Here is a 25676-nt window from a genome sequence, read left to right as displayed (position 1 = left end):
CCGGGTAGTCGTCGTCCTCCAGGCGATCGCGCAGAGGTTTGTCCGGGGTCATGTCACCTCGTGGTGCAACGCGTCGAGGGGCCCCGACACCGTGCGGCGTCGGGGCCCCGAGGGAAAGCGAACACTTCTGTCGGCCCTGACTGCGGTGCCGACCTTCTGTTTCCGCTACCCGGCCCGGCAGAGCGGGGTGCGGGGGGATCGCAACTGCTTGACCGGGGACCACCATCCATTCCGGGTCTTGCGGTACCCGGCCGGGGGGCGTCGGCCGGGCGGTACTGCTGTGCGGCAGCTCCTTGACGTACGAGCCGCCCAGTGCGGCGCCCAGTCTCGTCACCGTCCTGGGAACACCTTGGCTTCGAGGCTCGAGAGCCGCACTGACCTGCGAACTTCGTCTGCAACTCCCGACAGTTCGTGTCTGCCGGGTCTCGTTCGACCGTGTCTACGTCATGAAGCGTAACCAGATCGGGAGAGGATGTCTACTCTGGCAAGAGTAGATTTCACTCCCATGGCAGAGGAGAAACTCTGACCCCTGTGCGGCGCTTCGGGAGGAGCCCCCGTTCTGCCGCGAAACCGCCGCCCGGGCCGCGGGCCGGTTCCGGGACTGCATAGGATCTGCTTCCATGTCGAACCCTGACGAGCTGCTCGTCGCGCTCTCCGCCGCGGTGGAGTCCGAGCGAAGCAATCAGATGTCGTTGACCGTGGTCGTCGGCGGGGCCGTCATCACCGGCCGACTGGCTCCTGAGGCCGTGTGGCGGGAGCGGGTGGCGGAGGTACTGAAGGACTCGGACCGCCTCGGCCCGTTCTCCGACGTCTTCGCCCGTGACCCGCGAGGGGGCCGGCCCGCGAGCGACGAGACGCCCACGCATCTGCACTTCCATCTCGCCCGGATCCTGCAGGGCAGCCTCGGCATCCCGGAGACGGGAGGCATGTACCGGGTCGCGATCAAGGACGTCAGCGCATGGACCGTGGGGGATCTCAGCTACTTCGACCGGTAGCCGGTCCGGATAGCCCTTTTGCGCTAACCAGCGCACCCCTTTTGCACTAATTGGGGAACGCGGAGGATTCCACAGCCCTCCTTCTGTGTGAAGGAAACCGCACAGGTAGGGAAATCGGGGATCATCCGGTATGGGTCTGACCAGCGAGACGACCGTGTATGTGATGGCGGCCCTCGCCGCCGTGTCCGTGGCACTGCTTGTCTGGTGGTGGCCGCGGTTCGCCCGCCAGGGACTGCTGCAGGTGCTCGGCCGCCTGGTGGCCCTGGGGACGACCCAGGCGGTGATCATCGCGGCGTTCGCGTGCTGGCTGAACTCGTCGTACCAGTTCTTCGGTTCGTGGGGCGAACTCTTCGGCCACGTGGAGACGGCCCCCGTCGGCGTGACGCAGGCGGGGGACTACGGCGGCACCGGCACGGTGAACGGCGTCGCCGTGAAGGGGGCGCTGGTCCGGCCCGCAGGCGACGAGCAGCTGAGCCGGGTCAGCGGACTGCCCACCGGCCCCGCCGCGGTCAACGGGCGAGTGGAGTCCGTGAAGGTCATCGGCCGCCGCACGGGCGTCGTCGACCCGGCGTTCGTCTACCTGCCGCCCCAGTACTTCCAGAAGGCGTACCAGCGGCAGCGCTTCCCGGTGATCGTCGCCCTCAGCGGATACCCCGGCAGCATCTTCAACCTCGCGCAGTACCTGCGGGTGTCACAGACCGCCGGGGAACTGCAGAAGAGCGGTCGGATGCAGCCGACCATCATGGTGATGATCCGGCCCACCATCGCTCCGCCGCGCGACACCGAGTGCGTGGACGTACCGGGCGGTCCGCAGACCGAGACCTTCCTCGCCAGGGATCTCCCCGACGCCCTGAAGTCCGCCTACCGGATCGGCCATGACGCCAGTGCCTGGGGGGTCATGGGCTACTCGTCCGGCGGCAGCTGCGCCCTCCAGCTGACGATGCGCGACCCGCACGTGTACACGACGGCCGCCGCCTTGTCGCCCGACTACAAGGTCAAGGACGACGCGACGACCGGCAACCTCTTCGGCAACGGCCCGCAGCGCATCGAGCGGATCAACGGCCACGACCTCATGTGGCGGCTCAAGCACCTGCCGGTCCCGGACGTCTCCGTCCTGGTGGCCGAGAGCAAGCACGGTGAGCGCGGCTATCCGCAGACGCAGGCCTTCATCAAGGCCGTCAGGGCACCCATGCGGGTCGTGTCGATCCAGCCCGAGCACGGCAGCCACAACTTCCCGACCTGGGTGCAGGAGATGCCCCCCGCCCTGAAGTGGATGAACCAGCAGCTGACGTTCCCCCAGGACGTCGTGCCCCGTCACCACAAGAAGAAGGGTGCCGTGGTCGCCGACCCGCAGAAGCCCGGCCGCGACCCCCTGCGCGCCGAGGGCCCGGAGCCCACGCCCACCGCCAGGACGCGCAGGTAGGACTGCCGCCGCCTGCCGCCTGCCGCCTGCCGCCGCCGTTGCAGGAGCACACACGGAGAACGCCTCGGACCGGGCGCACCGCACCAGGCGTTCCTCGGCCCCGCGGCGCGTTGCCCGAGTTGGCGAATCTGTGGAGATCAAGGAGATGGTGAGCGGAAAGCGGGCCCGGCTTCCGCTCGACTCGGCTTTACCGTGCGGGAGTTGCCGATTCGCAAGGGGAACGGCGGCGGAGTGCCTTTGCCCATACTTTAGTCTGGTGCCGCGCCGGCGGCCTGGTGGGAACATCTGTCCCGTTCCGTTCCCCAAGCCGTCGTGTCGCCTCGCACGCAGTCGAAGAAGGGGGCCGCCTCATGGCGGATGAATTTAAGGTCGATCTGAGCCAATTGGACTCCTTTGGCCGGGTACTGAAGCAGTCGGTCGCCGATCTGGAGGAAGCGCGCAGAGCGCTCTCCGCCGTCAGTGCCGACCAGATCGGGACTCCGCGGTTGGACGAGGCGTGCGAGACGTTCCAGAACAAATGGAAGTACGGGACCGGCCAGCTCAAGGACATGATCAAAGCGGTCGACGAAGGCGTGGAAAAGACGGCGTTGAGTTACCGGCAGTTCGAGGACAACCTCTCGAAGGCCCTCAAGAAGATGGAAGAGACCAACGCCGCGAATACCGGGGGGAAGTGACCGGTGGCTGACAACCCGTACCCGAGCCTCGGCTGGAACCCGGTACCCGGGGTGCCCGAGCAGGTCACCTCCCTCCACCGCAAGGTGAAGTCCGCGGCCGACACGCTCAACAACTGCCACCGCCAGATCGAGTACCTGCTCGGGGCGAGCTCAAGCTGGCAGGGAGACGCGGCGAGCGCGTTCCGGGACACCCTGGACGGCGACCTCAAGACCGCCATGATGAACGCCGGGCATTCGCTCGAAAAAGCCGCTGCGGCGCTCGGCACATGGGAAGGCGACCTGACCTCCCACCGCGAGCTGGCCAAGAAGTACGACGACGCGGCGCGCGAGAACAAGGCCGACGCCGACAAGGCCCGTACCCGTTACGACGAGGCCAAGGGGAACCCGGACCTCAAGCTCGCCGGCAAGCAATATCCCAGCCAGGCGGAGGCGGATGCCGCGACGGAGCGCCTGCGTACCGCCGAGCGCGAACTGAACGAGGCCACCACTCACCTCAACAACGCCAACACCGCCTACAACGACGTCATCGCGAAGGCGAAGGAGCTGGAGGGCACCCACACCGACGCGGCCGAGACCGTCGCCCGCAGCCTCGACGAGGCCGACGACAAGCTCGCCCCCAAGGAGCCGGGCTGGTTCGACAAGGCCCTCAGCGCCATCGGCGAGGGCCTCAAGGCGGTCGGTGAGTTCCTCGTGGAGCACGCCGGAACCATCGGCGCCATCGCGGGTCTGCTGGCCCTGCTCCCCACACCCTTGGCGCCGGTCTTCCTCGGTATCGCGGTCGCGGCGAGCGCGGTCTCCATGGCCAAGAACCTTGCGAGTGAGGACTTCAGAGACTCGCTGATGGGTGAGTACGGCTTCAAGGAAGGTGCGTTCGCCTGGGCCTCCATGGTCGGTGACGGCCTCGGCATGGTGCCCGGTGTCGGTGCCCTTGCCAGGGCCGGCAGCGAGGCGGGTCTCGCGGCGGCGGTCGCACGAGAGGGCGGCGAGGCCCTGTCGGTGGGCTCGAAGCTGGGGGCGTTCGGCCGGGAGATCGTGCCCGCGTTCAACTTCAAGGCTCTCGACGCGGCCACCGACCCCGCCGTCGGAGCGCTCCAGTACGGCATCAACGGCGTCAACGTGGCGGCGAACATGGCGTCGTCCCTGGAGAACATGGGCGTGTTGCCGAAGAACGGTCCCGGACACGACGCGTCCGAGATCACGAAGGGTGCGGCCGCCTCGACCGGCTTCAGGAGCGGTGCGATCGCCATCGCGGAGGATCTCGGCGAACTGATGGGTGGCATCCGGCTGTGAATGGATTCCTTGACACCGTGCAGGCCGAGCCGAAGCCGGAGTTCTGGTACGGGCTGCCCCACGGATACCTCCAGCTGGACCTCCAGCCGTCACCCGAGGGCATCCAGGAGGTGGCCCGACAGCTCGACTCCCTTCCCGATGACGTGCGGGACCGCGCCGACCAGGTGTTCCGGCTGTACGCCATCGTCCTGACGATGCTGCGGAGCCAGGACGTGATGGGGTGCGCTCTCGGCATGCACCCGGACGAGCGTGGCGAGCCCACGCTGTCCGTCCTCACGGCCGCCACCGTCCCGACGTCGGGAGCGCACCCCGAAGCCGTGCTTCTCCAGATGCTGGGAGACGGCGGGACGGGGCCGGACAACGGCCTCGTGCCCGTGGAGCTGTCCGCGGGCACCGGATACCTGTGGGAGACGCAGCGGACCACGATCGCGCCGACCGCTCCCCCCGACGGCCAGGAAGGCCCCGCGGAGGGAACCGTCTGGCAGGGCACCGTGGCGATCCCGGTGCCCCGTACCTCGTCGATCATCACCGTGCAGCTGGTCACCCCGGCCGTGGAGCTCGCCGACGACTACCGTGGCGTGCTGCTCGGCGTCGCACGTACGGTGACGTTCAACGACCCGGCGGCTCCGGGCCCTGCCGAAGGGACCAAGGGGTCCGGGCCGTTCCCGGATGCCGGCTCAGGGGCAGAAGAAGGGAGTCCGTTCGGATGACAGTGCCAGAAGGGTCGAAAAACAGTCTGGAGTCGGACACCCCGCCCGCGCCGTACGCGACAGACGGGACGGACTTCCGGGGCGCGGTGCGGTACTACCACGGCGTCGTGCTGAAGAAGTTCCTCAAGGTCTTCCCGGTGTTCCTGATTCTGTGGGTCCAGATCTTCGTCACACAGATCGGCTATTTGCTGCCGGTGGCCATTGTCGGAATGCTCGGCACCGTGTTCACACTGTTCCTTCTTGTGGACCGTCTGACCTTGATCCGGAAGTGCTCGAAGGTGTTCCGCACCTACCCGCTCGAATTCCGCGCCCCGGTCGAGAAATACAGCATGGAGTCGACCCACACGCTCTTCCTGCGCTTCGGAGGACAAGGCGGCACCCCCTTCACCCTGCGCGCGAAGGACGCCTTGCGGGGGCGGTGGCCCGTCGGCATCACGGACGGTGTCTGGTTCGCGGGTGACGAGCCCTTCGGTGGCGCGTTCATCGTGCCGGGCGGTGGCGAAATGCTCTTCCTGCAGCCCAAGGACTGGAACGAGGCGGAGAAGTACCGGAAGGACGCCGGACCGGAGCGCGTCGAGAAGGCGAGGCGCGCGGGCATCAGGCGCCCCGCTCGCCTCAGGTAGCCCGCGGCTGCCTGTCCGAAGGCCGTGAGCGGAAGGTCCGGCGGTAGGTGTCCGGGGGCACGCCGACCGTGCGGTGGAAGTGGCGGCGCAGCGTCGTGGCGGTGCCCATGCCGGTGGCCGCCGCGATGGCGTCGATGACGTCGTCGGTGGTCTCCAGCAACTCCTGTGCCCGGCGGATCCGTTGTGTCAGCAGCCATTGCAGCGGAGTCGTGCCCGTCACCGCCCTGAACTGGCGGGCCAGGTGGCGCGAGCTCATCCCCGCCCGGCGGGCCAGGTCCTCGACGCCGAGGGGGCGGTCGAGGCGTTCGACGGCCCAGGGCAGCAGCGCGGCGAGCGGGTGGTCGTCACGGGCGGGCACCGGAGCCGCCACGAACTGCGCCTGGCCGCCCGCCCGGTGCGGTGGCACCACCAGACGGCGGGCGACGGCGTTGGCGACGGCCGAACCGTGGTCGAGCCGGACGAGGTGCAGGCACAGGTCCAGCGCGGCGGCCTTGCCGGCGGAGGTCAGCACGCTGCCGTTGTCCACGTAGAGCACGTCCGGATCGACCTCCACCCGCGGGTGACGAGCGGCCAGGGCGTCCGTGTGCACCCAGTGCGTGGTCGCCCGCCTGCCGTCCAGCAGCCCGGCGGCGGCCAGCACGAAGGCGCCCGTGCACAGGGAGGCCACGCGCGCACCCGCCTCGTGGGCCGCACGCACCGCGTCGACGAGTTCGGCGGGCGGGTCCTCGTCGGTGTCGGCCCAGCCGGGGACGATCACGGTGTCGGCATGCCGGCGCCGGTCGAGCCCCGAGTCCGGCTCCAGCCGGAACCGGCCGAGCCGCACGGCGTCCGATCCGCAGAGCTCCACGTCGTACCAGGGCACGGTCACGCCGACCGGAGCGGAGCCGAACACCTCGTACGCCATGGACAGTTCGAAGGGCAGCATCCCCTTGGTGACGGCCAGTGCGACGACAGTGCCCATGTCCGAAAGTGTACGGGCCACGTCGTTCCGGACACTCACGCCGGGGCCCTCGCCCCCGACACGATGGTCTCGGCAGATCAGGCAGGTCGTTGGAGCACGGGGGAGAACCCATGGGATCGGGTCAGACGGTGACGGTGTTCGGCGCGTACGGGCACACCGGACGCTTCGTGGTGGCGCGGCTGCGGGAACGCGGGTTCGTCCCGGTCCTCTCCGGCCGCGACGCCGGCAAGCTGCGGGCGCTGGCGGCGTCCGAGCCAGGACTTGAGGTCCGGCCGGCGGCGGTCGACGACCCCGCCGCACTCGACCGCGCCCTGGACGGCGTCGACGCGGTCATCAACTGCGCCGGGCCCTTCGCGGTGACCGCCGCCCCGGTGATCGAGGCGGCCCTGCGCGCCGGGATCCCGTACGTCGATGTGGCGGCCGAGATCGAGGCGAACCTCGACACCTTCGCGCACTTCGCGGACCGTGCCCGCGCGGCAGGAGTGGTGATCGTCCCCGCGATGGCCTTCTACGGCGGCCTCGGCGACCTGCTGGCCACCGCCGCGATGGGGGACTGGACGGCGGCCGACGAGGCGGACATCGCGTACGGACTGAGCAGTTGGCACCCCACACCCGGGACACGCGCCGCGGGCGCGGTCTCCGGTGAGCGCCGGGGCGGCCGGCGGGTCCGCTACACGGGCGGGCGCCTGGAGTACCACGACGACGCGCCGACGCTCCTGAAGTGGCCCTTCCCCGACCCGATGGGCACCAGGGAGGTCGTCGCGGAGTTCACGATGGCCGACGTGGTCACCCTTCCCCGCCACCTCTCCATCCCCGAGGTACGCACCCACATGGCGAGCGAAGCCGCCAGGGACCTCTCGGCCCCGGACACCCCGGCGCCGACCGCGGCCGACGAGAACGGGCGGTCCGACCAGACCTTCGTCGTCGACGCCGTCGTACGTTCCGGGGACACCGAACGGCGCGCTGTGGCGCGCGGCCGGGACATCTACGCGGTCAGCGCGCCCCTCGCGGTGGAGGCCGTCCACCGCATCCTCACCGGCCGCCCCCGCACGCACGGCGTCGCCTCGGCCGGCCAGGCCTTCGACGCCCCGGACTTCCTGCGCGCGCTGTCCCCGCACATCACCGTCGAGCTGCCGAGCTGAGACTGCCGTTCTCAGCCGTAGTAGCCCTCCAGGTCCGCGACGACGCCGACCGAGCCGAGCGCGTTGTGGATACGGATGGAGCCGTCGGCCCCGACCGGGACCACGGCGAGGACCGGGCGGGTCCGACCCGCGGTGAGGTTGTCGTTCGACACGGTCGGCAGGGTGCCGTCGCCGTAGGCGGTCAGATGGGTGGCCGCGGTCGGGGCGACGCCCGTGAGGTTGACCAGTACGGCGCTTGCTCCCGCCGGAACCTGGGTGAGCTTCACGGTGAGGGTGCCGTTCGCGCCCAGCGGCTTCGCGGTCGCGCCCAGACCCGTGCGGGTGTCGAGGAAACGGGTGGGCGCGGTCGCCACGAACGGCCCGCCGTAGGGGGCGGTCGTGTCGACGTCGGTGCCCGCCTGCTGGTTGGTGAACAGCCCCTGGAGGTCGGCGATCAGCTGGACGTGCCCGGCGCTGTTGTAGATGTGGATCTTGCCGGCGCTCACACAGGGGACGGCGAGGTTGGAAGCGGTCTGTCCGGCCCGGTAGTTGAGGGTGGACGTGGTCGGCGAGACGGGGCCGCCGCACTCCACGATGACGTAGCCGCTGCTGGTGCCCCCGGTCACGGTGACGTTGAGGACCGCGCCGACGGTCGCCCAGCCGCGTGCGTACGTCGGCAGGGTGAGGGTCGTGGTGCTGCGCGGCCCGACCGCGCCCTTGGCGGCGCCGGTGCCGTCGCGGGTGTCCAGGACCCGGGTGGGGGGCATCGTGGCCAGGCCCGACACGGACAGATCGCCGTCGTCGGCCCTGGTGGTGCAGTAGCCCTCCAGGTCCGCGACGAGGTTCACCTCGCCGTGGGCGTTGTACAGGTCGACGTAGCCGTCGGCGCCCACCCGGACGGTGACCAGGTTCGGATTGTCCTGGCCGGCACCGAAGTTGAGGTTCGACGCGCTCGGGCGGGCGGTGCCGTCCGGGTAGACCGACACATAACTGGCCGCCGTCGCGCCCGTGTCGGTGACGTTGAGGGTCACCGCCGTCACCCCGGACGCCGGGACGTAGCCCACGCCGAGGACCTTCAGCCGGACCACGCCGCCGGGACCGACGGGCCCCTTGGGCGCGCCTGTTCCGTACCGGGTGTCCAGCATCCGCACGGGACCGGCGGCGACGAAGTCCGCGCCGACCGTGGCCCTGGCGGTCGCGGTGGCGGTCCGCCCGTCGGAGTCGGTCACCGTCTGGGTGACGGTGTACGTGCCGGGCGCCTTGTAGGTGTGCTGCAGCAGGTCCTGGCGGGCGGTGACGGAGAGCGCCGGGGAGCCGTCGCCGTAGGTGATCCGGTCACTGGTGATCGGGTAGGGGTCGAAGCCGGTGTCGTACGTGCACTGCGCGGTGTCCGGCGACGAGGTGGTGCTCCCGCAGCCGATCGCCGGGGTGAGATCCGGCACCGGGCTCACCCGTACCCAGGAGGAGGCCGCACCCGCCCGTGTGCCGTCGGCCCTGGTCACCACGACCGAGGCCTCGATGCCGGGGTCCGAGATGGTCTGCGTGTAGGTGTGGGTGGCCGAGCCGGTGGTGGAGGTGACCGTCGTACCGTCCCCGAAGTCGAAGGTGTACGTGAGACCGTCGAGGGAGTCCGACCACGGGTTGCCGAGCTGTGCGGTGGCGGTGCCCGGGACGCCGACGTATCCGGCGCTCACCGTGAGCCCCTTCACCGTGAACGGGTCCTGGAACTCCGTGGCGCCCCGGTCGTCGTGGCCGGTGCCGGTGTCGGCGACGAGGGGGTCGTCGACCCGGGGGTGCCCGCCGACGTCCGTGGACAGCTCGCCGGGGGCGTCGGAGTCGGCCGAGTCGATGAGCGGTGAGTGCTCCGTGGGCAGTCCGCCCGCGGGGATCGTCAGATCCGTCTGGTCCAGGTCGTGGGCGCCCTGGCCGGTGGCGGCCCCGAACGCCTGCGCGGTGGCGTAGGCGGTGCCGGCCCAGTCGTAGTCCGTCCCGGTCGACGGCGGGTTGAGCGCGTTGTAGTCCGCGCCGACCTGGGGTGCGGAGGCGGCGTCCACCGTGAGTTCGGCCGTGGTGGCGGAGCAGGCCGTGGTGCCGTAGGGCAGGGCGACGTTGTTCTCCACCGACCCGGAACTGCCGTCGGTCAGACGAATCGCGCCGCAGACCGTCCAGAACGTGTCGCCCGCGAGGTCGATGCCGGTGGTGCCCGCGGCCGCGACTCCGCCGCCCTCGAAGGTGTCGCCGGCCAGGGTGATGTTCCGTGCTCCGGCGGCGCTGGTGACGTCCGGCCCGGCCGGCTGGTCGACGTCGAGGCGGGTGAGAGCGATGTCGGAGGAGGTTCCGTCGACCGCGATCACCGCGGTGGTGCCGTCGACGGCGGTGCTCTGCGCGGAGGCGGCGTCGAAGCTGATGTGCTGCGAGCCCTGGACGGCCAGGGCGGTCGCCCCGGCGGCCCGGGCACGGATCCCGGTCATGTCGACGTACCGGGCACCGGAGAAGGTGATCCCGGTGGTCAGGCGCGGGCCCCCGACGTTGACGCGCGAACCGTCGCCGGTCGCGGCGGAGAAGGTTACGGGTGCGTCGGCGGTGCCCGTGGACCTGACGGTCACCGGCGCGTAGAACGTGCTGTTGCCCGCGATGCGCACGGTGACCCCGGCCACCGCGGCGTCCGCGGCCGGCTGGATCTGGCAGAACGGCTCCGCCGCCGTACCGGGACCGGCGTCGTCACAGCCGGTCGCCTCGTCGTCGACGTAGAACGTCGTACCGGTGACGGGGTCCGCGTGGGCGGTGCCGACACCGACGCTGCCGACGCCGAGGCTGCCGACGAGCAGCGCCGTGAAAGCGGCGGTCGCCACCCGTGATTGTCTCCAGCCCAGGAACGAGCCCACAGTCGCATCCCCTTCGGACCCTCGCTGCAATGGGCCGGAGCGTAGATCAGGACGGGGACGGCAGACGGTGGTGAGGGGCTTATTTTTCTCCCCGCCTGGAAAGTTTGCCCGGAGTTTGGCCGGCGCGGGATGCGCGCAGACCAGCGCATCAGCAGGCCTTGAGGATCGCGCTTCAGTGAAGGGGCAGGGGGCCGCGGGGACAGGTCACGCGTCGGGGCAGTGCGGTGCCGTAGCGGGCCGGCGACGGGCATCCGCCGCGGTGGACCGGTGTCGCATCGCCGCGGTCCCCCTGCCGGCTTGGTTCAGTCGGCCGTGGCCGGGCCGAACCAGGTGGTGAGGGCGGTCCGGAGGGCGGCGAGGTCGGCGGTGGTGCCGGCGGGTGCGGTCCAGGCGACGTGGCCGTCGGGGCGGATGAGGAGCGCGGCGGGGGCGGGGGCCTCGTCGGCCGGCCAGAGGGGCCAGTGGTCGGCCGTGGACCGGGCCTCGACGAGGTCGACACGGTCGGCCCAGCTCTCGGTCGCGGCCGCCAGCGCGGCGTCACCACGCAGGTCGAGCAGCACGGGGCGCGCGGCGCGCAGCAGTTCGAAGACGCGACGCCGGCCGTCATCGGTCTTCAGTTCGGCGTCGGGGACCCGGCGGCCGGTCAGCGGGTGGCCGTCGCCCATGGGGTAGCGGAGGTCCAGCGCGGTGATCATCCCACCCAGGTGCCGGTTGACGTCGTCGTACTCGATGAGTGAACGGAGTACGTCGCGAAGCGCGTCGGTCTGCGGGCCGGGACGTGTCAGCGCCGCCTGTGCCCGGGTGTTGTGCAGCACCCGTTCCGCGACGGGATACCGCTCGGCGTGGTAGCTGTCCAGCAGGCTCTCCGGCGCCCGGCCATGCACCGCCGAGGCGAGTTTCCAGCCGAGGTTGACCGCGTCCTGGACCCCCAGATTCAGTCCCTGGCCACCTGCCGGGAAGTGGATGTGAGCCGCGTCGCCCGCCAGCAGCACCCGGCCTTCCCGGTACCGCTTGGCCTGCCGGGCCGCGTCGCCGAACCGGGACATCCAACGGGGGCTGTGCATACCGAAGTCGGTGCCCGCGATCCTCAGCAGTGACTCCCGCAGCTCCTCGAACGTCACCGGTTCCCCCCGGCCGTCGACACGGTCGTGCTCCGTGGTGATCACCCGGTACCAGCCCGGCTCGAAGGCGAACACCGAGAAGTCACCGCCCGTTCGCCGCTGCATGAAGAGCGATTCGGCGGGTGGATCGGCGAGTTCGACGTCGCCGAGCAGCGCGGTCAGTGTCGCCGGGGTGCCCGGGAAGCCGATGCCGGCGAGCTTGCGCACCGCGCTGCGCCCGCCGTCGCAGCCCACGAGGTAGCGGGCGCGCAGTGTCGAACGTGAGCCCTCCGGTCCGCCTGCTTCGACCTCGACATGGGAGCCGTGCTGTCGGATCCCGGTCACCTCGGACGACCAGCGCACCCGTACACCTAGCTCGGTGGCCCACTCCTCAAGCAACCGCTCGATGTGGGACTGCAGCAGCACCAGCGACCGGGGATGCCTGGTCCCGAACCGGTCGAAGTCCAGCGACAGTCCCGAGAAGTGCCCGATCGGGCGTGGTGTGCCGGCCGCCAGGAAGCGGTCCAGGACGCCCCGTTGGTCCAGCACTTCCATGGTCCGGGCGTGCATCCCGCCGGCCCGCGACTCACCGGTCCGCGCGGCGAGCCCGTCGGCCACCACCACGTCGACCCCCGCGAGCCGTAATTCGCAGGCGAGCATCAGGCCCGTCGGCCCGGCGCCCGCGATCACCACATCCGTGTCCGTCTTCGTGTCGGTCATCTGTGTTTCCCCCTGTTCCGTTTCGCTTCCAGCACGGCTTACCGCTCGCCGCGTCTAACGGCGTTAGAGAATCTAACGCCGTTAGAGAGTGCCCCTAACGGTGTTAGAGTGTCAAGCGCCCAGAAAGAAGGGGGCGGGAATGAAGATCAACTCCGAGGCGATCGCCCGGACGGCGTTGCGACTGCTCGACGACGTCGGCCTCGACGGCCTCACCATGCGCCTCATCGCCCAGGACCTCGGCGTACGAGCCCCGACCCTCTACTGGCACGTCAAGAACAAGCAGGAGCTGCTCGACGCCATGGCCACACTGGTGTACGTCGAGGCGGCCGAGAGGCTGGAGCCGCCCCGCGACGGCTCCTCCTGGGAGGACTGGCTCGCCGACTGGGCCCGCCACCTGCGCCAGGCGATGCTGAGCCACCGGGACGGAGCACGCGTCCTCGCCGGCACCTACGTCAACCACGAGACCGTGCACCGGGCGGTGGAGCTGAACCTGCGAACCCTGCGGGATGCCGGCTTCACTCTCAGTGAGGCGGCACGCGGTTTCCCGGCGGTCCTGCACTTCACCATCGGCCACACCATCGAGGAGCAGGCCCACACCAGTGCGGCGTACGGCGACGACAACCCCTACGCCCCCGAACGGCTCGCCTCCATGATCGATGCCGAACGCTTCCCCCTCACCGCCCAGGCGTCGACCGACCTGCTCGGCATGGACGGCGACGCCGGCTTCGAGTACGGGCTGCGCATCGTCGTCCTCGGTCTGCGCGCCGCCAGGGAGGAGCGGGAGCGCGGCTGATGACTCCGCCCCGGCCGACGGCCCGTACGACCCGACGCGGCCTTCGCTGCGGGGTTGTCGCCCGCTACAACCCGCCCGCCCGCCTCACCGATCCGGAGCGTAGGCATGGGCGCGGCGTCCAGGGCGACCCCAAGTCCGAGGCGGGCACCAGCAGGAAGTTGCTGCCGTGTCCGGACGCCGCTGCCTTCCTCGTGGTTACTCGCTGCTCCCCGTCAGATTCTTGTCAGGCAGTCAGATACCGAATGCCGCGGCCTGCAGCGCGGCGAGCTCCTTCAGGTCGTTCGCGACCATGACCTGAGCAAGGCGGGCTGCTTCCTGGCCTCGGCTTTCGGCTTGCCGAGCCGGACCCGGACGGCCCCACCGTGACCACGACCTCGCGGGCCCGCACGTCCATGGAGATACCGTTCAGCACCCGCATGCCGACATCACCGCCGATGCGTCAGCCGGCCCGGCGGACGCCCCGGCCCCCGGCCTGCCTCGGGAATCCGGTGGCCGGCACCCGGGATCTCAGAAACCCGGACACGTTCTCCCCGGCCGGTCTGCGAGAACACGGCGTCGAGGCGGCAACCTTCTCGTCCTCGGCGGCAACTGGGAGACGGAAGGCTGAGTCGAACTACCGGATGTACGGGCATGAGGGCAACGAAGCACGCCGCGCCGCAACCGTGGCGCAGGCGCGGACTGGTCGCGGGCGTCGCGGGCCTTCCCTTGCGCTGCTGGTCGTCGGTGTGCCGGCGTGCCGCCCCCCGGGAGCGGAACCGGTGAAGGACCACCGACATCTACGGGGAGCGGCTGACCGTCGACAGCACCGCCGTGCGGCCGGACATCGCGCAGCCGACCGGCGTCCCGTTCGCCCGGCATTGACCAGCCCGCCAGTCAGCCTTCAACGCCCCACAACCGACCACGACCGCTGTTCGAATCCCGGGCTGGGCACTGTTAGGCTGCGCCCCCCGCTGTTGTTAAACATGCAACTAACGCGCACATCATGGCAAGGAGAGGGCGACCGGGGGATGCTCCTCGATGACGCGTCCGCGGAGTTCCACGAATTCTTCGAACGCCACTATGCCGAGCTCGCCCGTCTGGCACACCTCCTGACCGGCGAGACCGACGCGGCGGACGACCTCGCGGCGGATGCCCTGGTCGCCCTGTGGCAGCAATGGGACCGGTTGCGGCTCGCCGACCACCCGCTCGCCTACGCCCGCGGTGTGGTGGCCAACCTGGCGCGGGGACGGATCCGCAGCGCGGTCCGGGAGCGACGCCGGATCACGCTGTTCTGGTCCCGCAGCCCCGAGAAGGTGGACGGGCCGGACACGGCGGCCGTGCTGGACGTCCGCGCGGCGCTCGCCCGGCTGCCGTACCGCAAGCGCGCCTGCGTGGTGCTGAGACACGCCCTCGACCTGTCGGAGAAGGAGACGGCGGCGGCGCTGGGCATATCCGTCGGAACCGTGAAGAGCCAGACCTCGAAGGGAATGGCCGAGCTGCAGAAGCTACTGGGCGCACACGCGGCCGAGAACCTGGTGCCAGGGAGGAGGAACCGGTGAACGAGGACATCGACCGTCGGCTGCGTGAGGCCGCCGAGGCCCACCGGCCCGACCGCGCACGGATGCTGGCCCGGGTGGAACGCGGCATGGCCGGCCCCGCCGTCCGGCACCGCGCGCGACCGTTCGCGCGCTCCGGCACCAGGGTCGCCCTCGCCGGGCTCGCCGCCGGAGGCATCCTGACGACCGGCGGCCTCGCCGTCGCCGCGATCGTCGCGACCCCGCCGCCGACGCCCACCGTGACCACGCCCGCCACCCTGCCCCCGGCCGTCAGCTCCCCGCCCCCGAAATCGGCCGGCCCCAGCCCGGTCGCGCCGCCCCCGGCCACCACCCCGGGCAGCGCGCGCCCGGCCCCGGCGGCCACCAGCGCCTCGCCCTCGCCGACCGCCGACGAGAGCCAGGACGGGTCGCTGCGGTCGACTGGCTCGCTGGATCCGAAGAGCACCGTCTACTGGACGCAGAGCAACCTCGTTCTCAAGACGACAAAGCCGCTCACCTCGCTCACGGTCGAGATCCGGATCGTGCAGACCGGCGGGGCGAAGAACACCGGCACCTGGCAGACCCTGCCGAGTGGTGACTTCACCGTCACCGTCCAGGAGGCCGGCGGCGCGCTGGTCTACCGCTGGGTCCTCAAGCCGGGCCTGACCGTGCCGGCCGGGAGCCATGAGTTCGCCGCACAGTTCAACAACGGCGTCGATGCGCGCAGTGCCTCGGGCGACGGCTACCGCGTCGACGCACAGGCTTCGGGCGGCTCCGCGTCGGTCCGGGGAGGGTTCGTCCCGACCCGGTGAACGCCACTGCATGGTGACGGCGGTGCTCCTGGTCCTCCTGCGTGGTGTGGGTGTGGGCGTCCGCCTCGCGGTCGAACTCGGCTTCCCCGCCGTCACCGGTCAGCACGCTCGTCCCCTTCCGGAGAAGTCCTCAGCCCGACGCAGACGACGAAATGCGCCCCCATCGAAGAGATGGGGGCGCATTCGCCGGCTTCGCCTACTTGAGTCGTGTACCACCCGAGTTGTGATACGCGATCGTCTTGCGGATCAGGTTTCCGCCGTCGGTCTCGGGCGTCGTCTGCTCCGTCCACCCCGCACCGAACAGCAGGCCGGCGATGTGGGCGTTCGCCACCTGGTCCATGTGGCCGAAGAGCCAGTCCACCTTGTCGTCCTTGAAGTGGCCGGGAGTGTTGTTCCCCGCCATGTTGCCCACGGGGATCTGCCACAGGACCACCGGCTTGCCCACGGACTCGGCCATCGTCTCCCAGAACTTCAGCGAGGCGGCGGCCTTCTGGTCGGTCCAGAAGGTGTCACGGCTGCCGTGGGCCGGCTGTGCGTACCAGCCCGCGTCGCGGTCCGACACATCGGTGACCAGGAAGTCGGCGTTCTTCGCCCCGAGGTCCGCGTAGTCCTTGACGCACTTCTGGAGGTTGCTCTCCCAGTCGAAGCAGGAGAGGTGCAGCCCCACGGAGGTGTTCGGCGCGTACTTGTGTGCCATCGAGATCAGGCACTGGGCGAGTCCGGCGGCGCTGTTCTCCTGCGATCCACAGTCCGTCGGGTTGGCGCCCGAGACCTGCGAGGGAACCTGGTGCAGATTGCCGAGCGACCGGGCGAAGCCCCAGAAGTCGGGCTCCAGGTCGATCATGTCGTGGGAATTCCCGATCTTCTGGAGGAAGAACCGGTAGTCGTTCAGGTACCGGGTGAGCAGGTCGAGCCTGTTGATGGCCTTGACCTCGCCCGGGCCGTCGCCCTCGCCTGCCGCGTCCCCGAGGTCGCGCAACGAGTACCAGGTCCACAGGTACTTCTGCGGTCGCGGCTTGCCCTCGTAGGTGGCCTTGGCCGCCTGGGCGTCCTGCCAGGTCACCTGATTGCCGGGCGCGGTGGTGTTGCCGCCCCAGCAGCCCCACCAGCCCGACCACTCATCCTTGCAACGCGATGCCGTATAGGCGGCCGAGGAAGGCGCGGGCTGGCTGTGTATGTAGGCGTAGCGCACGTCGAAGGGCGCGGCGTTCGCCGAGGTGTCAGTCATCGAACCGCCGATGAACACCTTGTCGCTGCCCATGAAACGTGGCGTCGAGCTGCCGTTGGTGGGGGTCGGAGACGTCGGCGGCGACGCCGGAGCGCTGCCGCTCGGAGCCGGGCTGGCCGGAGTGCTGCCGCCAGGCGTGGGCGTGCTGCCGGAGTTCCCCGGGTTCCCGGTGCCGCCGGCGACGCCACCGGCCGCGACGAGCTTCCACTGCTGGTTGGCACCGCCACGGTCGCGGTTCTGGACGACGTCGCCCCCGTTGGCTTTGGCGGCGGTCTTGACACCGACAGCCATGCCACTGAAGCGATTGACCAAACGCACGTAGCCGTCCGACGACTTGGCCAGTTTGAACTGCTGGTTGGTGGCGTTCAGGTCTTTCCACTGCACCATGGCGGAGCCGGCGGTCCTCGACCAGCCGAAGTCGTCCAGCACCTTGCCGGAGGTCCGGTTCTGCAGCCGGTAGTACCCGTCACCCGAGTCGACGAACCGCCACTGCTGGTTGGCCCCGCCGTGACGGCTCCACTGCACCACCGCCGCGCCGTCGTTCTTGGCGGAGCCGCGGTCGTCCAGCACCTTGCCGCTGTTGCGGTTGACCAGCACGTACCACTTCTTCAGATCCACGGTTCTCTGGTCCGCCGAAGCCTGGTTGACCACGACAGCCGAGCCGGCCACGACCACCATGGCGAGACCCGCCCAGAGACCCCGACGCGCGAGCAACCGACGGCCACGATGCTTCGGGCGGTCACCGCGCGCGCCGCCGTCGGCACGGTGGCCGCCGACGCGGGGCGCCACCGGTGACGTGGGTGGGCCTGGGACATGTCTGTGCTCTGGTTCCGGGGACATGCCTGTGCTCTCTCTTTCAGCCGTTGCATCTGACCGGACCACTTGGCCGGACAGCGCTTAGTGGTCCGACAGGCCGAAATAGGTTGCCGCGAAGATCCACAGATTTTTTCGCCTTGACCGCTTCTCGTTCGCTGCGGAGCACGTGGCCGCCCGACGAGAAGCCCAACGGCATGTACGTGAACTCGGCCCAGGTCGCCCACCCCGCGTACCGCCGGAGTCCGGGCGAGCTGCGCGAGATGGGCGTGCTGGTCGGCTCGTACGAGCCTCACTCACCGGCCCAAGGCCGGCGGTGGTGCTGACCGATGATCACCGCGCACAGCAAAAAGGCCCGGGTCGCTGACCTGGGCCTTGGCTATGGAGCGGGTGACGAGAATCGAACTCGCGCTCTCAGCTTGGGAAGCTGATGTTCTACCATTAAACTACACCCGCGTAAGACGCCGGATGGAACCCGTCCGAACGCAACGTCACCTTACCTCATACCGGGCCCCCGGCGCTGAAGCCGTGGGGCCCGTGTGCGTTCGCGGGGTGGGACGGGGGCTGCGGGGCGCGGGAGTTGGGGCGTACGGTGGAGGCGTGGAAGAGGGTCCGCGCGGGACCGGAGTGCCGCCTGGAGGGCCGTCCCGCCCATCCCGTAATGTGGCTTTTGTCGTCAGGCAAGCAGCAGCCGGACGCGCCTCTTGGGGAAGGGACTCTAGGACTTGATGGAGCGCACCGTCGTCCGTTGTGCCGAAGGGCACGTGTTCAGCACCGCTTCGTTCCCGATGCAGCAGGCCGAGCGCCTCGGCCCCGGACGACTCGTCCGGTGTCCTCGCTGTGCCCGGCTTCGCAGCGTCGTTCCGGTGACCTTGGAGAAGCACTAGAGAGAAGCAGTAGAGAGCAGCAGTAGAGATCGGTGCCAGGCGCGCGGGTCCGTCCGGTTGTGGTCGGTCCGCGCGCCTTGCGTATCCTCGGGGCGTGCTTCTCTCAGACAAGGACATCCGGGCCGAGATCGACGCCGGGCGGGTACGGATCGATCCCTACGACGAATCCATGGTGCAGCCGTCCAGCATCGACGTGCGCCTCGATCGCTTCTTCCGGGTGTTCGAGAACCACCGCTACCCCCACATCGACCCCGCGGTCGAGCAGGCCGACCTCACCCGGCTCGTGGAGCCGGAGGGCGACGAGCCGTTCATCCTGCACCCCGGGGAGTTCGTCCTCGCCTCCACGTACGAGGTCATCACGCTCCCCGACGACCTCGCCTCCCGCCTGGAGGGCAAGTCCTCCCTCGGCCGGCTCGGACTCGTCACCCACTCCACGGCCGGCTTCATCGACCCCGGCTTCAGCGGGCACGTGACCCTCGAACTCTCCAACCTGGCCACGCTCCCCATCAAGCTCTGGCCGGGCATGAAGATCGGCCAGCTGTGCATGTTCCGGCTCTCCTCGCCGGCCGACTTCCCCTACGGCAGTGAGCGCTACGGCTCCCGCTACCAGGGCCAGCGCGGCCCCACCGCCTCCCGGTCCTTCCTCAACTTCCACCGGACCCAGGTATGAGCGCCGGGGACGAGCGGGAGAACCTCACCTACGAGGCCTTCGGCACCGCCGTGCGCGAACTCGCGCAGACCATCGCCGACGACGGCTACGAGCCCGACGTCGTGCTCTCCATCGCCCGCGGCGGCGTCTTCGTCGCCGGCGGTCTCGCGTACGCCCTCGACTGCAAGAACATCCACCTGGTGAACGTCGAGTTCTACACCGGCGTGGGGACCACCCTGGAGATGCCGGTCATGCTGGCCCCCGTCCCCAACGCCATCGACTTCTCCGACAAGAAGGTCCTGATCACCGACGACGTCGCCGACACCGGCAAGACGCTCAAACTGGTCCGCGACTTCTGCCTCGACGCCGTGGCCGAGGTCCGCTCCGCGGTCATCTACGAGAAGCCGCAGTCCCTGGTGAAGTGCGAGTACGTCTGGAAGCGCACGGACGACTGGATCAACTTCCCGTGGAGTGTTTTGCCTCCCGTACACAGGTCCGGACAGGCGCCCAAGGAGAACCGCGAGGCGGTCTGAGGGGGGTTCTCAGCTCTCCCGTGGGCCGGCGCGCGCGGCTCCCGTCGTGGGGTCAGGTGAGCCACCCGGACTCGTGCAGCGCCGTGAGGACCAGCTCGTCGACGGCCGAGACGCGGTTCCGGTCGGTGTGGCGGAACCACGCCTTCTCGGCGATCTCCCGCGACGGGGTCAGCTCACCGCGGTGATCGGCGGTGTAGCAGATCATCCGGAAGGGGCCGTGCTCCGGATGCCCCTCGCCGATCTCGAAGGTGCCGAAGTGCACCATGGAAGCGGGGTCGATCCGCGCCCGCAGCTCCTCGGCGATCTCCCGCACCAGGGTCTCGCTGTCGGACTCGCCCGGCTCGCGATGACCGCCCGGGAAGTAGAAGCGGTCCCTGCCGTGACTGCGCGTCACCAGCACCCGGTTGCCCCGGACCAGGACCCACGCCACCTTCTCCGGCACACCCTTGTCACTCCTCGTCATGCCCCGGGACCGTAGCGGGGATCTGGCCTTCCGGGACAGCGGAAGGGGCCCCCGGGAGGACCGGGAGCCCCTTCTCGTGCGGGTGCGGGGCTAGAAGGTGCCCAGCTTCACGATCGACAGCAGGGCGATCAGCTGGATCGCCGACGCACCGAGCGCCTTCGGCCAGGGGAGGTCGTGGCTGCGGCTGACCATCAGCGTGAGCAGAGCGCCGGCGGCCACCCAGGTGGCCCAGCCGAGGAGCTGGACGAAGGACGCGTCGCCGCCGAAGAACATGGCCACGACCAGCCGGGGGGCGTCGGTCAGCGACATGATCAGCATGGAGAGGCCGACCGTGGGCTGCCACGCGCCGTCGCCGCCGAGCTGGCGGGCCAGGGCGTGGGTGACCACGCCGAGGACGAAGGCGGACAGCACCATGGCGACGGCCGTGATCAGGACGATCGGGATCGCGTTCGACAGGGTGGCGTTGATCGCGTCCTTTCGGGCGCCCTCGAAGCCGAAGACCGCGAGCAGGCCGTACAGGAAGGTCACGACGAGGGCCGGGCCCCACATCGTGTAGTCCCGCATCTGCAGGAAGGTCTGCTTGGGGGAGAGCAGGATGCCCTTCAGGAGTTCCTTCCAGTGCAGCCGGGGGCCCACCGGACCGGCCGGGGCCGAACCCGCGCGGTAGGTGCCGCCCTGGTTGTAGGGGTCCTCACCGACCGAGAACGCCTGGGTGTGGCCCGGGTTGTTCGCCGCGTACGGGTCATGGCCGCCCTGCGGCTGCGGGGCGCCGGAGCCGTCGCCGAAGTACTCCGGCTCGTCGTAACCCCCGCTGCCTCCCTGGGTCCACTGGCCCGGGTGGGGCTGGGGCGCGGGGGGATAGCCGTACGGCTGTCCCTGGGGCGCCTGCTGCCCGTACGGAGGTTGTTGCGGTCGCGTGTGAGGAGCGCCGTTGTCCCGGCCGCGTCCGATCCTGAATCCAGCCACGTCTTCGAACGTACCTGGTCCTGGGGAGTGACGTGTGCGGCCCGGCGTTTCGGGGACGGCTTTGCTGCCGAGCTGTGACATCCCTTAAGGGAGGTCACATCCGTCCCCTACGGGGTTCGCGTACGGCATTCCCGGCGGCACCCGGTCCCGTCAGCGGCTGAGGAACGCGGAGGTCGAGAACGTGACCGCCGGCTCGGCGCTCACGAGACCCTTCTTCGTGCCGGGGAAGACCGCGACGGTGTCCTTCGTCTCGCTCCGGTACGTCCGCACCGCCAGGTCCGCCCGGCCGTCGCCGTCGAAGTCGCCGACCGCGACGACCCGGGTGGTCCCGGTGGCGGGAGGTTCGACGGTGACCGTCGCCGTGGTGGACGGGCCTGTCGTACGGCCCTGGAAGACGCGCAGGCGCGAGCCGCTGGAGACCAGTTCGCTCAGGCCGTCGCCGTCGAGGTCGGCGGCGTCCAGGACCGAGCCGGGGGAGGCCAGGGAGCCCTGCGCCGCGGTCGGGAGGTCGTAGCGCAGAGACGTTCCGCCCATGGCGCCGACGGCCGCGTCCAGGGCCTTGCCGCGGCCGAAGGAGCCGAGGGCCACGTCGATGCCGGACGGCAGGACGGCGCCGGTGCGGGTCGGACCCGCCGGGCCGCCGAGGACCACGGCGGAGGGGCCGGTGCCCTGGGTCGTACGGACGATCAGGTCGTCGTAGCCGTCGCGGTCGACGTCGGCGGCCGGGCCGGTGGGGACCTCACCGGGCGACCGGAGCGGAGCGCCTGCCCTGCGCGGAGTGCCCTTGCGGGTGAACGGGCCGCGCAGGTAGGTGAGATGACCGCCGGTGGCGTGCAGGACGAGGTCCTGTGCGCCGTCGCCGTCGAAGTCGCCGCAGACCGGCTGGTCGGGCCAGTCGTTGCCGACACGGGCGGCGGGCGGGACGGTGAGGTGAACGGCCCTGCCGGCCAGGCCGGTCGGGGAGCCGAAGAGGATCTGGAGCGGGACCGGTGGCCGGCCCTGACCGTCGTAGGGCGGGTCGGTGGAGACGACGAGGTCCGTGAAGCCGTCCTTGTCCAGGTCGCAGGTGGCCTCCGCGTCGAACAGCGCGGGGAGTTGGCCGTCGGTGGCCGCGCCCTGCCGGTCCGGGGCGATCAACTGCCGGGTGCCCGGGACGAGTCCGCGCTCGCTGCCGTAGACGACGCCGATGCCGGGGTCGTCGGCGTGCGCCTGCTCCTTGACCAGGTCGCCGAGGACGAGGTCGCGGTGGCCGTCGCCGTTGAAGTCGTCCGGGGTGCTGCTGCCCTTGCCCTTCGGGACGGGGAGAAGGGCCGGGGCGCCGGCGGCCCGTACCGGGGCGGGATCCTCCGATCCGGTGTGCTGGGCGGGGCCGCAGGCGGCGAGGAGGAGAGTGGCGGCGAGGGCGGTGAGCACGGTGCCGCCCGAGAGCGCCGGACCCGTCACGTGTCTCCGCACGATCCGCACGCGCACCGCTCACCTCGTCAGCATCATCGACAACGACCCGGCAATGATGCACGTGTTCGACAGGTGGCGACAGTCCCGTACGACCCCTGGAGTGAAGTGGTGGACGCCGACGAGGTGGTGCGTGTCCTGGACCTGCTGCGGCGGGCCGGGGCGGAGGTCTGGGTCGGGGGCGGGTGGGGGATCGACGCGTTGGTGGGCAGGCGGACCAGGGACCACCGTGACCTGGATCTGATGCACCGGCAGGAGCAGGAGCCGGCCGTCGTGGCGGCTCTGGCCGGGGCGGGGTTCGTGGAGAGCCTCGACCTGCGCCCGGTGCGGTTCGTGGTCACCGCTCCCGGCGGACGGGAGATCGATCTGCACCCGCTGGTCTTCGCCCGGGACGGTTCCGCCGTGCAGGCGTCCGGGGAGGCGGGGCGGCCCTTCGTGTACCCGGCCTCCGCCTTCGTGACCGGGACCGTCGGCGGGACGGCCGTTCCGTGTCTCTCCGCCGAGCAGCAGGTCTTCTTCCACCAGGGGTACGAGCCCTCGGAGCGTGACCGGCACGACATGGCTCAGCTCCGGTGGGTGTTCGGGATCGCCACCCACTTCTGAGCGCGGGGAAAGGCGCGGAGCCCCCAGGCCCGGTGGGACCTGAGGGCTCCGAACGGCACTGCCGCGACCGCTACTTCACCGGCTCCGGCTCCGGAGCGCTCTCCGTCTCCGCCGAGTCCTGCGGGTCGCCCGGGGTCTTGACGGACTCCAGCAGCAGCTGGGCTACGTCGACGACCTGGATGGACTCCTTGGCCTTGCCGTCGTTCTTCTTGCCGTTGACCGAGTCGGTCAGCATGACCAGGCAGAACGGGCAGGCCGTCGAGACGATGTCGGGGTTGAGGGAGAGGGCTTCGTCGACGCGCTCGTTGTTGATGCGCTTGCCGATCCGCTCCTCCATCCACATCCGCGCGCCACCGGCACCGCAGCAGAAGCCGCGCTCCTTGTGGCGGTGCATCTCCTCGTTCCGCAGGCCGGGCACGTTCGCGATGATCTCGCGCGGGGGCGTGTAGATCTTGTTGTGACGGCCCAGGTAGCACGGGTCGTGGTAGGTGATGATGCCCTCGACCGGCGTCACCGGGACCAGCTTGCCCTCGTCGACGAGGTGCTGCAGCAGCTGGGTGTGGTGGATGACCTCGTAGTCGCCGCCGAGCTGCGGGTACTCGTTGCCGATCGTGTTGAGGCAGTGCGGGCAGGTGGCGACGATCTTCTTGGCCGACTTCGGCTTCGCGGACTCGGCCACGACCTTGCCGTCGTCGTCCAGCTCCTCGCCGAACGCCATGTTCAGTGCCATGACGTTCTCCATGCCGAGCTCCTGGAACAGGGGCTCGTTGCCGAGGCGGCGGGCGGAGTCACCGGTGCACTTCTCGTCGCCGCCCATGATCGCGAACTTGACGCCCGCGATGTGGAGGAGTTCGGCGAACGCCTTGGTGGTCTTCTTGGCCCGGTCCTCCAGGGCGCCGGCGCAGCCGACCCAGTACAGGTACTCGACCTCGGTGAGGTCCTCGATGTCCTGGCCGACGACCGGGACCTCGAACTCGACCTCCTTGAGCCACTCCAGGCGCTGCTTCTTGGCCAGGCCCCAGGGGTTGCCCTTCTTCTCCAGGTTCTTGAGCATCGTGCCCGCCTCGGACGGGAACGCGCTCTCGATCATCACCTGGTAGCGGCGCATGTCGACGATGTGGTCGACGTGCTCGATGTCCACCGGGCACTGCTCGACGCAGGCACCGCACGTGGTGCAGGACCACAGGACGTCCGGGTCGATGACGCCGTTGTCCTCGAGCGTGCCGATCAGCGGGCGCTCGGCCTCCGCCAGAGCCGCCGCCGGCACTGCGGCCAGCTGCTCCTGGGACGCCTTCTCCTCGCCCTCCATGGTCTTGCCGCCACCCGCGAGCAGGTAGGGCGCCTTGGCGTGCGCGTGGTCGCGCAGGGACATGATCAGGAGCTTGGGGGAGAGCGGCTTGCCGGTGTTCCAGGCGGGGCACTGCGACTGGCAGCGGCCGCACTCGGTGCAGGTGGAGAAGTCCAGCAGGCCCTTCCAGGAGAACTGCTCGACCTGGGAGACGCCGAAGACGTCGTCGTCACCGGGGTCGGTGAAGTCGATCGGCTTGCCGCCGGAGGTCATCGGGAGCAGCGCGCCGAGCGAGGTCTCACCCGTCGCGTTCCGCTTGAACCAGATGTTCGGGAACGCGAGGAAACGGTGCCAGGCCACACCCATGTCGGTCTTGAGGGCGACCACGATCATCCAGATGAACGAGGTGGCGATCTTCAGGCCGGCGAAGAAGTAGGTGAGGTTCTGGAGCGTGGAGACGTCCATGCCCCCGAGCCAGTGCACCACCGGGTACGAGATGAAGAACGAGGCCTCGTAGCCGTCCACGTGGTGCTGGGCGCCTTCCAGCGCGTGCAGCATGAAGATGCAGACGCCGACGACGAGGATGACGGTCTCGACGAAGTACGCCTGGCCGAAGTTGGAGCCGGCGAAGCGGGACTTGCGGCCCGGATTGCGCGGGTGGCTCAGCTGCCGGATGGCGATGAGGACCAGGATGCCGAGGACCGTCATGGTGCCGATGAACTCGACGAAGACGTTGTACGGCGCCCAGTCGCCGATGACCGGCAGGATCCAGTCGGCCTGGAACAACTGGCCGACGGCGTTCACGATCGTCAGCAGAAGGGTGAAGAAGCCCACCGCCACGAACCAGTGCGCGACACCGACGATGCCCCAGCGGTTCATCCGGGTGTGGCCGAGGAACTCCTTGGCCACGGTGACGGTGCGCCGGCCGGGTGCGTCGGTGCGGGTGCCCGCTGGCACGTCCTGACCGAGCCGCATGAAGGTGTAGATCTGAAGGAGGGCGCGGGCGAACAGGGCCACGCCGACCACGATCAGAACCAGCGACACGATGATCGCGGCGAGTTGCATTTCGGGGCTCCTCGGGCCTGCGAGGGTTCTACGAGCGAGATTACTAAGCGGTAACTTATGCAGTCCGTCTGAGACTACCCCCATCCTCCGCCGCACTGTAGCCGGGCA

General features: G+C 70.0%; 21 protein-coding genes, 1 tRNA gene and 1 pseudogene. 14 read left to right on the top strand and 9 right to left on the bottom strand.

Going from position 1 to position 25676, the window contains the following annotated elements; genetic code table 11:
- The first annotated feature begins 620 nt into the window (after positions 1–620).
- The 6 genes from AQI94_RS22215 (at position 621) to AQI94_RS22190 (ending at position 5715) form a co-directional block, all read left to right on the top strand.
- The gene (locus AQI94_RS22215; RefSeq protein WP_031059960.1) at positions 621–995 is read left to right on the top strand and encodes a hypothetical protein; all 375 of its coding nucleotides are present in this window, start codon (positions 621–623) and stop codon (positions 993–995) included.
- Positions 996–1125: 130 nt separating this feature from the next.
- Positions 1126–2418 (top strand): alpha/beta hydrolase, encoded by a 1293-nt coding sequence (locus tag AQI94_RS22210; RefSeq protein WP_031059962.1) that lies wholly within the window; start codon positions 1126–1128, stop codon positions 2416–2418.
- A 350-nt stretch (positions 2419–2768) separates the two neighbouring features.
- A complete protein-coding gene (locus tag AQI94_RS22205) occupies positions 2769–3092 on the top strand; it encodes a hypothetical protein (RefSeq protein WP_031059965.1) in 324 nt (107 codons plus the stop codon).
- Between the two features lie 3 nt (positions 3093–3095).
- Positions 3096–4382: a WXG100 family type VII secretion target gene (locus AQI94_RS22200; RefSeq protein WP_031059969.1), complete on the top strand. Its 1287-nt coding sequence runs from the start codon at positions 3096–3098 to the stop codon at positions 4380–4382.
- Positions 4379–5092: a hypothetical protein gene (locus tag AQI94_RS22195; protein ID WP_031059972.1), complete on the top strand. Its 714-nt coding sequence runs from the start codon at positions 4379–4381 to the stop codon at positions 5090–5092. The genes AQI94_RS22200 and AQI94_RS22195 overlap by 4 nt, the downstream gene beginning before the upstream one ends.
- Positions 5093–5199: 107 nt before the next feature.
- Complete coding sequence (locus AQI94_RS22190; protein WP_225890241.1) at positions 5200–5715, top strand: hypothetical protein; 516 nt, start codon at positions 5200–5202, stop codon at positions 5713–5715.
- Here AQI94_RS22190 and AQI94_RS22185 read toward each other — a convergent pair.
- Positions 5708–6676, bottom strand: a complete 969-nt coding sequence (locus AQI94_RS22185; RefSeq protein WP_031059978.1) for a helix-turn-helix domain-containing protein — start codon at positions 6674–6676, stop codon at positions 5708–5710. The two genes, AQI94_RS22190 and AQI94_RS22185, sit on opposite strands and share 8 nt — an antisense overlap.
- A 110-nt stretch (positions 6677–6786) precedes the next feature.
- Here AQI94_RS22185 and AQI94_RS22180 point away from each other — a divergent pair, with 110 nt between their 5' ends.
- The gene (locus AQI94_RS22180; RefSeq protein WP_031059980.1) at positions 6787–7818 is read left to right on the top strand and encodes a saccharopine dehydrogenase family protein; all 1032 of its coding nucleotides are present in this window, start codon (positions 6787–6789) and stop codon (positions 7816–7818) included.
- A gap of 11 nt (positions 7819–7829) precedes the next feature.
- On the opposite strand, the gene AQI94_RS22175 is transcribed toward AQI94_RS22180, so the two are convergent.
- Entirely contained in the window at positions 7830–10649 is a 2820-nt protein-coding gene (locus AQI94_RS22175; RefSeq protein WP_225890240.1) for a PKD domain-containing protein, read from the bottom strand.
- Positions 10650–10984: 335 nt separating this feature from the next.
- Positions 10985–12502: an FAD-dependent monooxygenase gene (locus AQI94_RS22170; RefSeq protein WP_031059986.1), complete on the bottom strand. Its 1518-nt coding sequence runs from the start codon at positions 12500–12502 to the stop codon at positions 10985–10987.
- Between the two features lie 139 nt (positions 12503–12641).
- On the opposite strand from AQI94_RS22170, the gene AQI94_RS22165 reads away from it, so the two are divergent.
- The 3 genes from AQI94_RS22165 (at position 12642) to AQI94_RS22155 (ending at position 15621) form a co-directional block, all read left to right on the top strand.
- Complete coding sequence (locus tag AQI94_RS22165) at positions 12642–13295, top strand: TetR/AcrR family transcriptional regulator C-terminal domain-containing protein (protein WP_031059989.1); 654 nt, start codon at positions 12642–12644, stop codon at positions 13293–13295.
- 1007 nt (positions 13296–14302) lie between these two features.
- Positions 14303–14833, top strand: coding sequence for a SigE family RNA polymerase sigma factor (locus AQI94_RS22160; RefSeq protein ID WP_031059993.1), 531 nt, complete (start codon positions 14303–14305; stop codon positions 14831–14833).
- The gene (locus AQI94_RS22155) at positions 14830–15621 is read left to right on the top strand and encodes a hypothetical protein (RefSeq protein WP_062229893.1); all 792 of its coding nucleotides are present in this window, start codon (positions 14830–14832) and stop codon (positions 15619–15621) included. The genes AQI94_RS22160 and AQI94_RS22155 overlap by 4 nt, the downstream gene beginning before the upstream one ends.
- A 196-nt stretch (positions 15622–15817) precedes the next feature.
- Here the strand turns inward: AQI94_RS22155 and AQI94_RS22150 are convergent, their stop codons facing one another.
- Positions 15818–17527 carry an RICIN domain-containing protein gene (locus AQI94_RS22150; protein WP_031057371.1) on the bottom strand — a complete coding sequence of 570 codons (1710 nt, stop codon included), beginning with the start codon at positions 17525–17527 and terminating at the stop codon, positions 15818–15820.
- A 335-nt stretch (positions 17528–17862) separates the two neighbouring features.
- Between AQI94_RS22150 and AQI94_RS42995 the strand changes: the two are divergent.
- Positions 17863–17995 (top strand): annotated as a pseudogene (locus AQI94_RS42995) (flavoprotein); the annotation flags it as partial.
- A 49-nt stretch (positions 17996–18044) separates the two neighbouring features.
- On the opposite strand, the gene AQI94_RS22145 reads toward AQI94_RS42995, so the two are convergent.
- Positions 18045–18118, bottom strand: a tRNA-Gly gene (locus AQI94_RS22145).
- A gap of 525 nt (positions 18119–18643) precedes the next feature.
- Between AQI94_RS22145 and dcd the strand changes: the two genes are divergently transcribed.
- Positions 18644–19219: a dCTP deaminase gene (dcd, locus tag AQI94_RS22140; RefSeq protein ID WP_031057367.1), complete on the top strand. Its 576-nt coding sequence runs from the start codon at positions 18644–18646 to the stop codon at positions 19217–19219.
- Positions 19216–19731, top strand: coding sequence for a phosphoribosyltransferase (locus tag AQI94_RS22135; RefSeq protein ID WP_031057364.1), 516 nt, complete (start codon positions 19216–19218; stop codon positions 19729–19731). Before dcd ends, AQI94_RS22135 begins: the two co-directional genes overlap by 4 nt.
- A 52-nt stretch (positions 19732–19783) precedes the next feature.
- Here the strand turns inward: AQI94_RS22135 and AQI94_RS22130 are convergent, their stop codons facing one another.
- From AQI94_RS22130 to AQI94_RS22120, 3 genes are all read right to left on the bottom strand, one after another.
- Entirely contained in the window at positions 19784–20194 is a 411-nt protein-coding gene (locus AQI94_RS22130; RefSeq protein ID WP_031057362.1) for an NUDIX hydrolase, read from the bottom strand.
- A gap of 90 nt (positions 20195–20284) precedes the next feature.
- Positions 20285–21241: a Yip1 family protein gene (locus AQI94_RS22125; protein ID WP_078902923.1), complete on the bottom strand. Its 957-nt coding sequence runs from the start codon at positions 21239–21241 to the stop codon at positions 20285–20287.
- Between the two features lie 69 nt (positions 21242–21310).
- Positions 21311–22603: an FG-GAP repeat domain-containing protein gene (locus AQI94_RS22120; RefSeq protein ID WP_051832812.1), complete on the bottom strand. Its 1293-nt coding sequence runs from the start codon at positions 22601–22603 to the stop codon at positions 21311–21313.
- A 117-nt stretch (positions 22604–22720) separates the two neighbouring features.
- Between AQI94_RS22120 and AQI94_RS22115 the strand changes: the two genes are divergently transcribed.
- Positions 22721–23215: a nucleotidyltransferase domain-containing protein gene (locus tag AQI94_RS22115; protein ID WP_031057356.1), complete on the top strand. Its 495-nt coding sequence runs from the start codon at positions 22721–22723 to the stop codon at positions 23213–23215.
- A gap of 70 nt (positions 23216–23285) precedes the next feature.
- On the opposite strand, the gene AQI94_RS22110 is transcribed toward AQI94_RS22115, so the two are convergent.
- Positions 23286–25568, bottom strand: coding sequence for a heterodisulfide reductase-related iron-sulfur binding cluster (locus AQI94_RS22110; RefSeq protein WP_031057354.1), 2283 nt, complete (start codon positions 25566–25568; stop codon positions 23286–23288).
- Positions 25569–25676: the final 108 nt, after the last annotated feature.

This window comes from Streptomyces pseudovenezuelae (genome assembly GCF_001513955.1).
Taxonomy (GTDB): domain Bacteria; phylum Actinomycetota; class Actinomycetes; order Streptomycetales; family Streptomycetaceae; genus Streptomyces; species Streptomyces pseudovenezuelae.
Note: the sequence above shows the minus strand (reverse complement) of the source record. Positions and strands in the feature narration are given on the sequence as shown.

Bases quoted from the DNA above. Each gene is read 5' to 3' on its own strand.
- AQI94_RS22215 (WP_031059960.1), top strand. From the start codon at position 621: ATGTCGAACCCTGACGAGCTGCTCGTCGCGCTCTCCGCCGCGGTGGAG.
- AQI94_RS22210 (WP_031059962.1), top strand. From the start codon at position 1,126: ATGGGTCTGACCAGCGAGACGACCGTGTATGTGATGGCGGCCCTCGCC.
- AQI94_RS22205 (WP_031059965.1), top strand. From the start codon at position 2,769: ATGGCGGATGAATTTAAGGTCGATCTGAGCCAATTGGACTCCTTTGGC.
- AQI94_RS22185 (WP_031059978.1), bottom strand. From the start codon at position 6,676: ATGGGCACTGTCGTCGCACTGGCCGTCACCAAGGGGATGCTGCCCTTC.
- AQI94_RS22180 (WP_031059980.1), top strand. From the start codon at position 6,787: ATGGGATCGGGTCAGACGGTGACGGTGTTCGGCGCGTACGGGCACACC.
- AQI94_RS22170 (WP_031059986.1), bottom strand. From the start codon at position 12,502: ATGACCGACACGAAGACGGACACGGATGTGGTGATCGCGGGCGCCGGG.
- AQI94_RS22165 (WP_031059989.1), top strand. From the start codon at position 12,642: ATGAAGATCAACTCCGAGGCGATCGCCCGGACGGCGTTGCGACTGCTC.
- AQI94_RS22160 (WP_031059993.1), top strand. From the start codon at position 14,303: ATGCTCCTCGATGACGCGTCCGCGGAGTTCCACGAATTCTTCGAACGC.
- AQI94_RS22150 (WP_031057371.1), bottom strand. From the start codon at position 17,527: ATGGTGGTCGTGGCCGGCTCGGCTGTCGTGGTCAACCAGGCTTCGGCG.
- AQI94_RS22135 (WP_031057364.1), top strand. From the start codon at position 19,216: ATGAGCGCCGGGGACGAGCGGGAGAACCTCACCTACGAGGCCTTCGGC.
- AQI94_RS22130 (WP_031057362.1), bottom strand. From the start codon at position 20,194: ATGACGAGGAGTGACAAGGGTGTGCCGGAGAAGGTGGCGTGGGTCCTG.
- AQI94_RS22125 (WP_078902923.1), bottom strand. From the start codon at position 21,241: ATGTCACAGCTCGGCAGCAAAGCCGTCCCCGAAACGCCGGGCCGCACA.
- AQI94_RS22110 (WP_031057354.1), bottom strand. From the start codon at position 25,568: ATGCAACTCGCCGCGATCATCGTGTCGCTGGTTCTGATCGTGGTCGGC.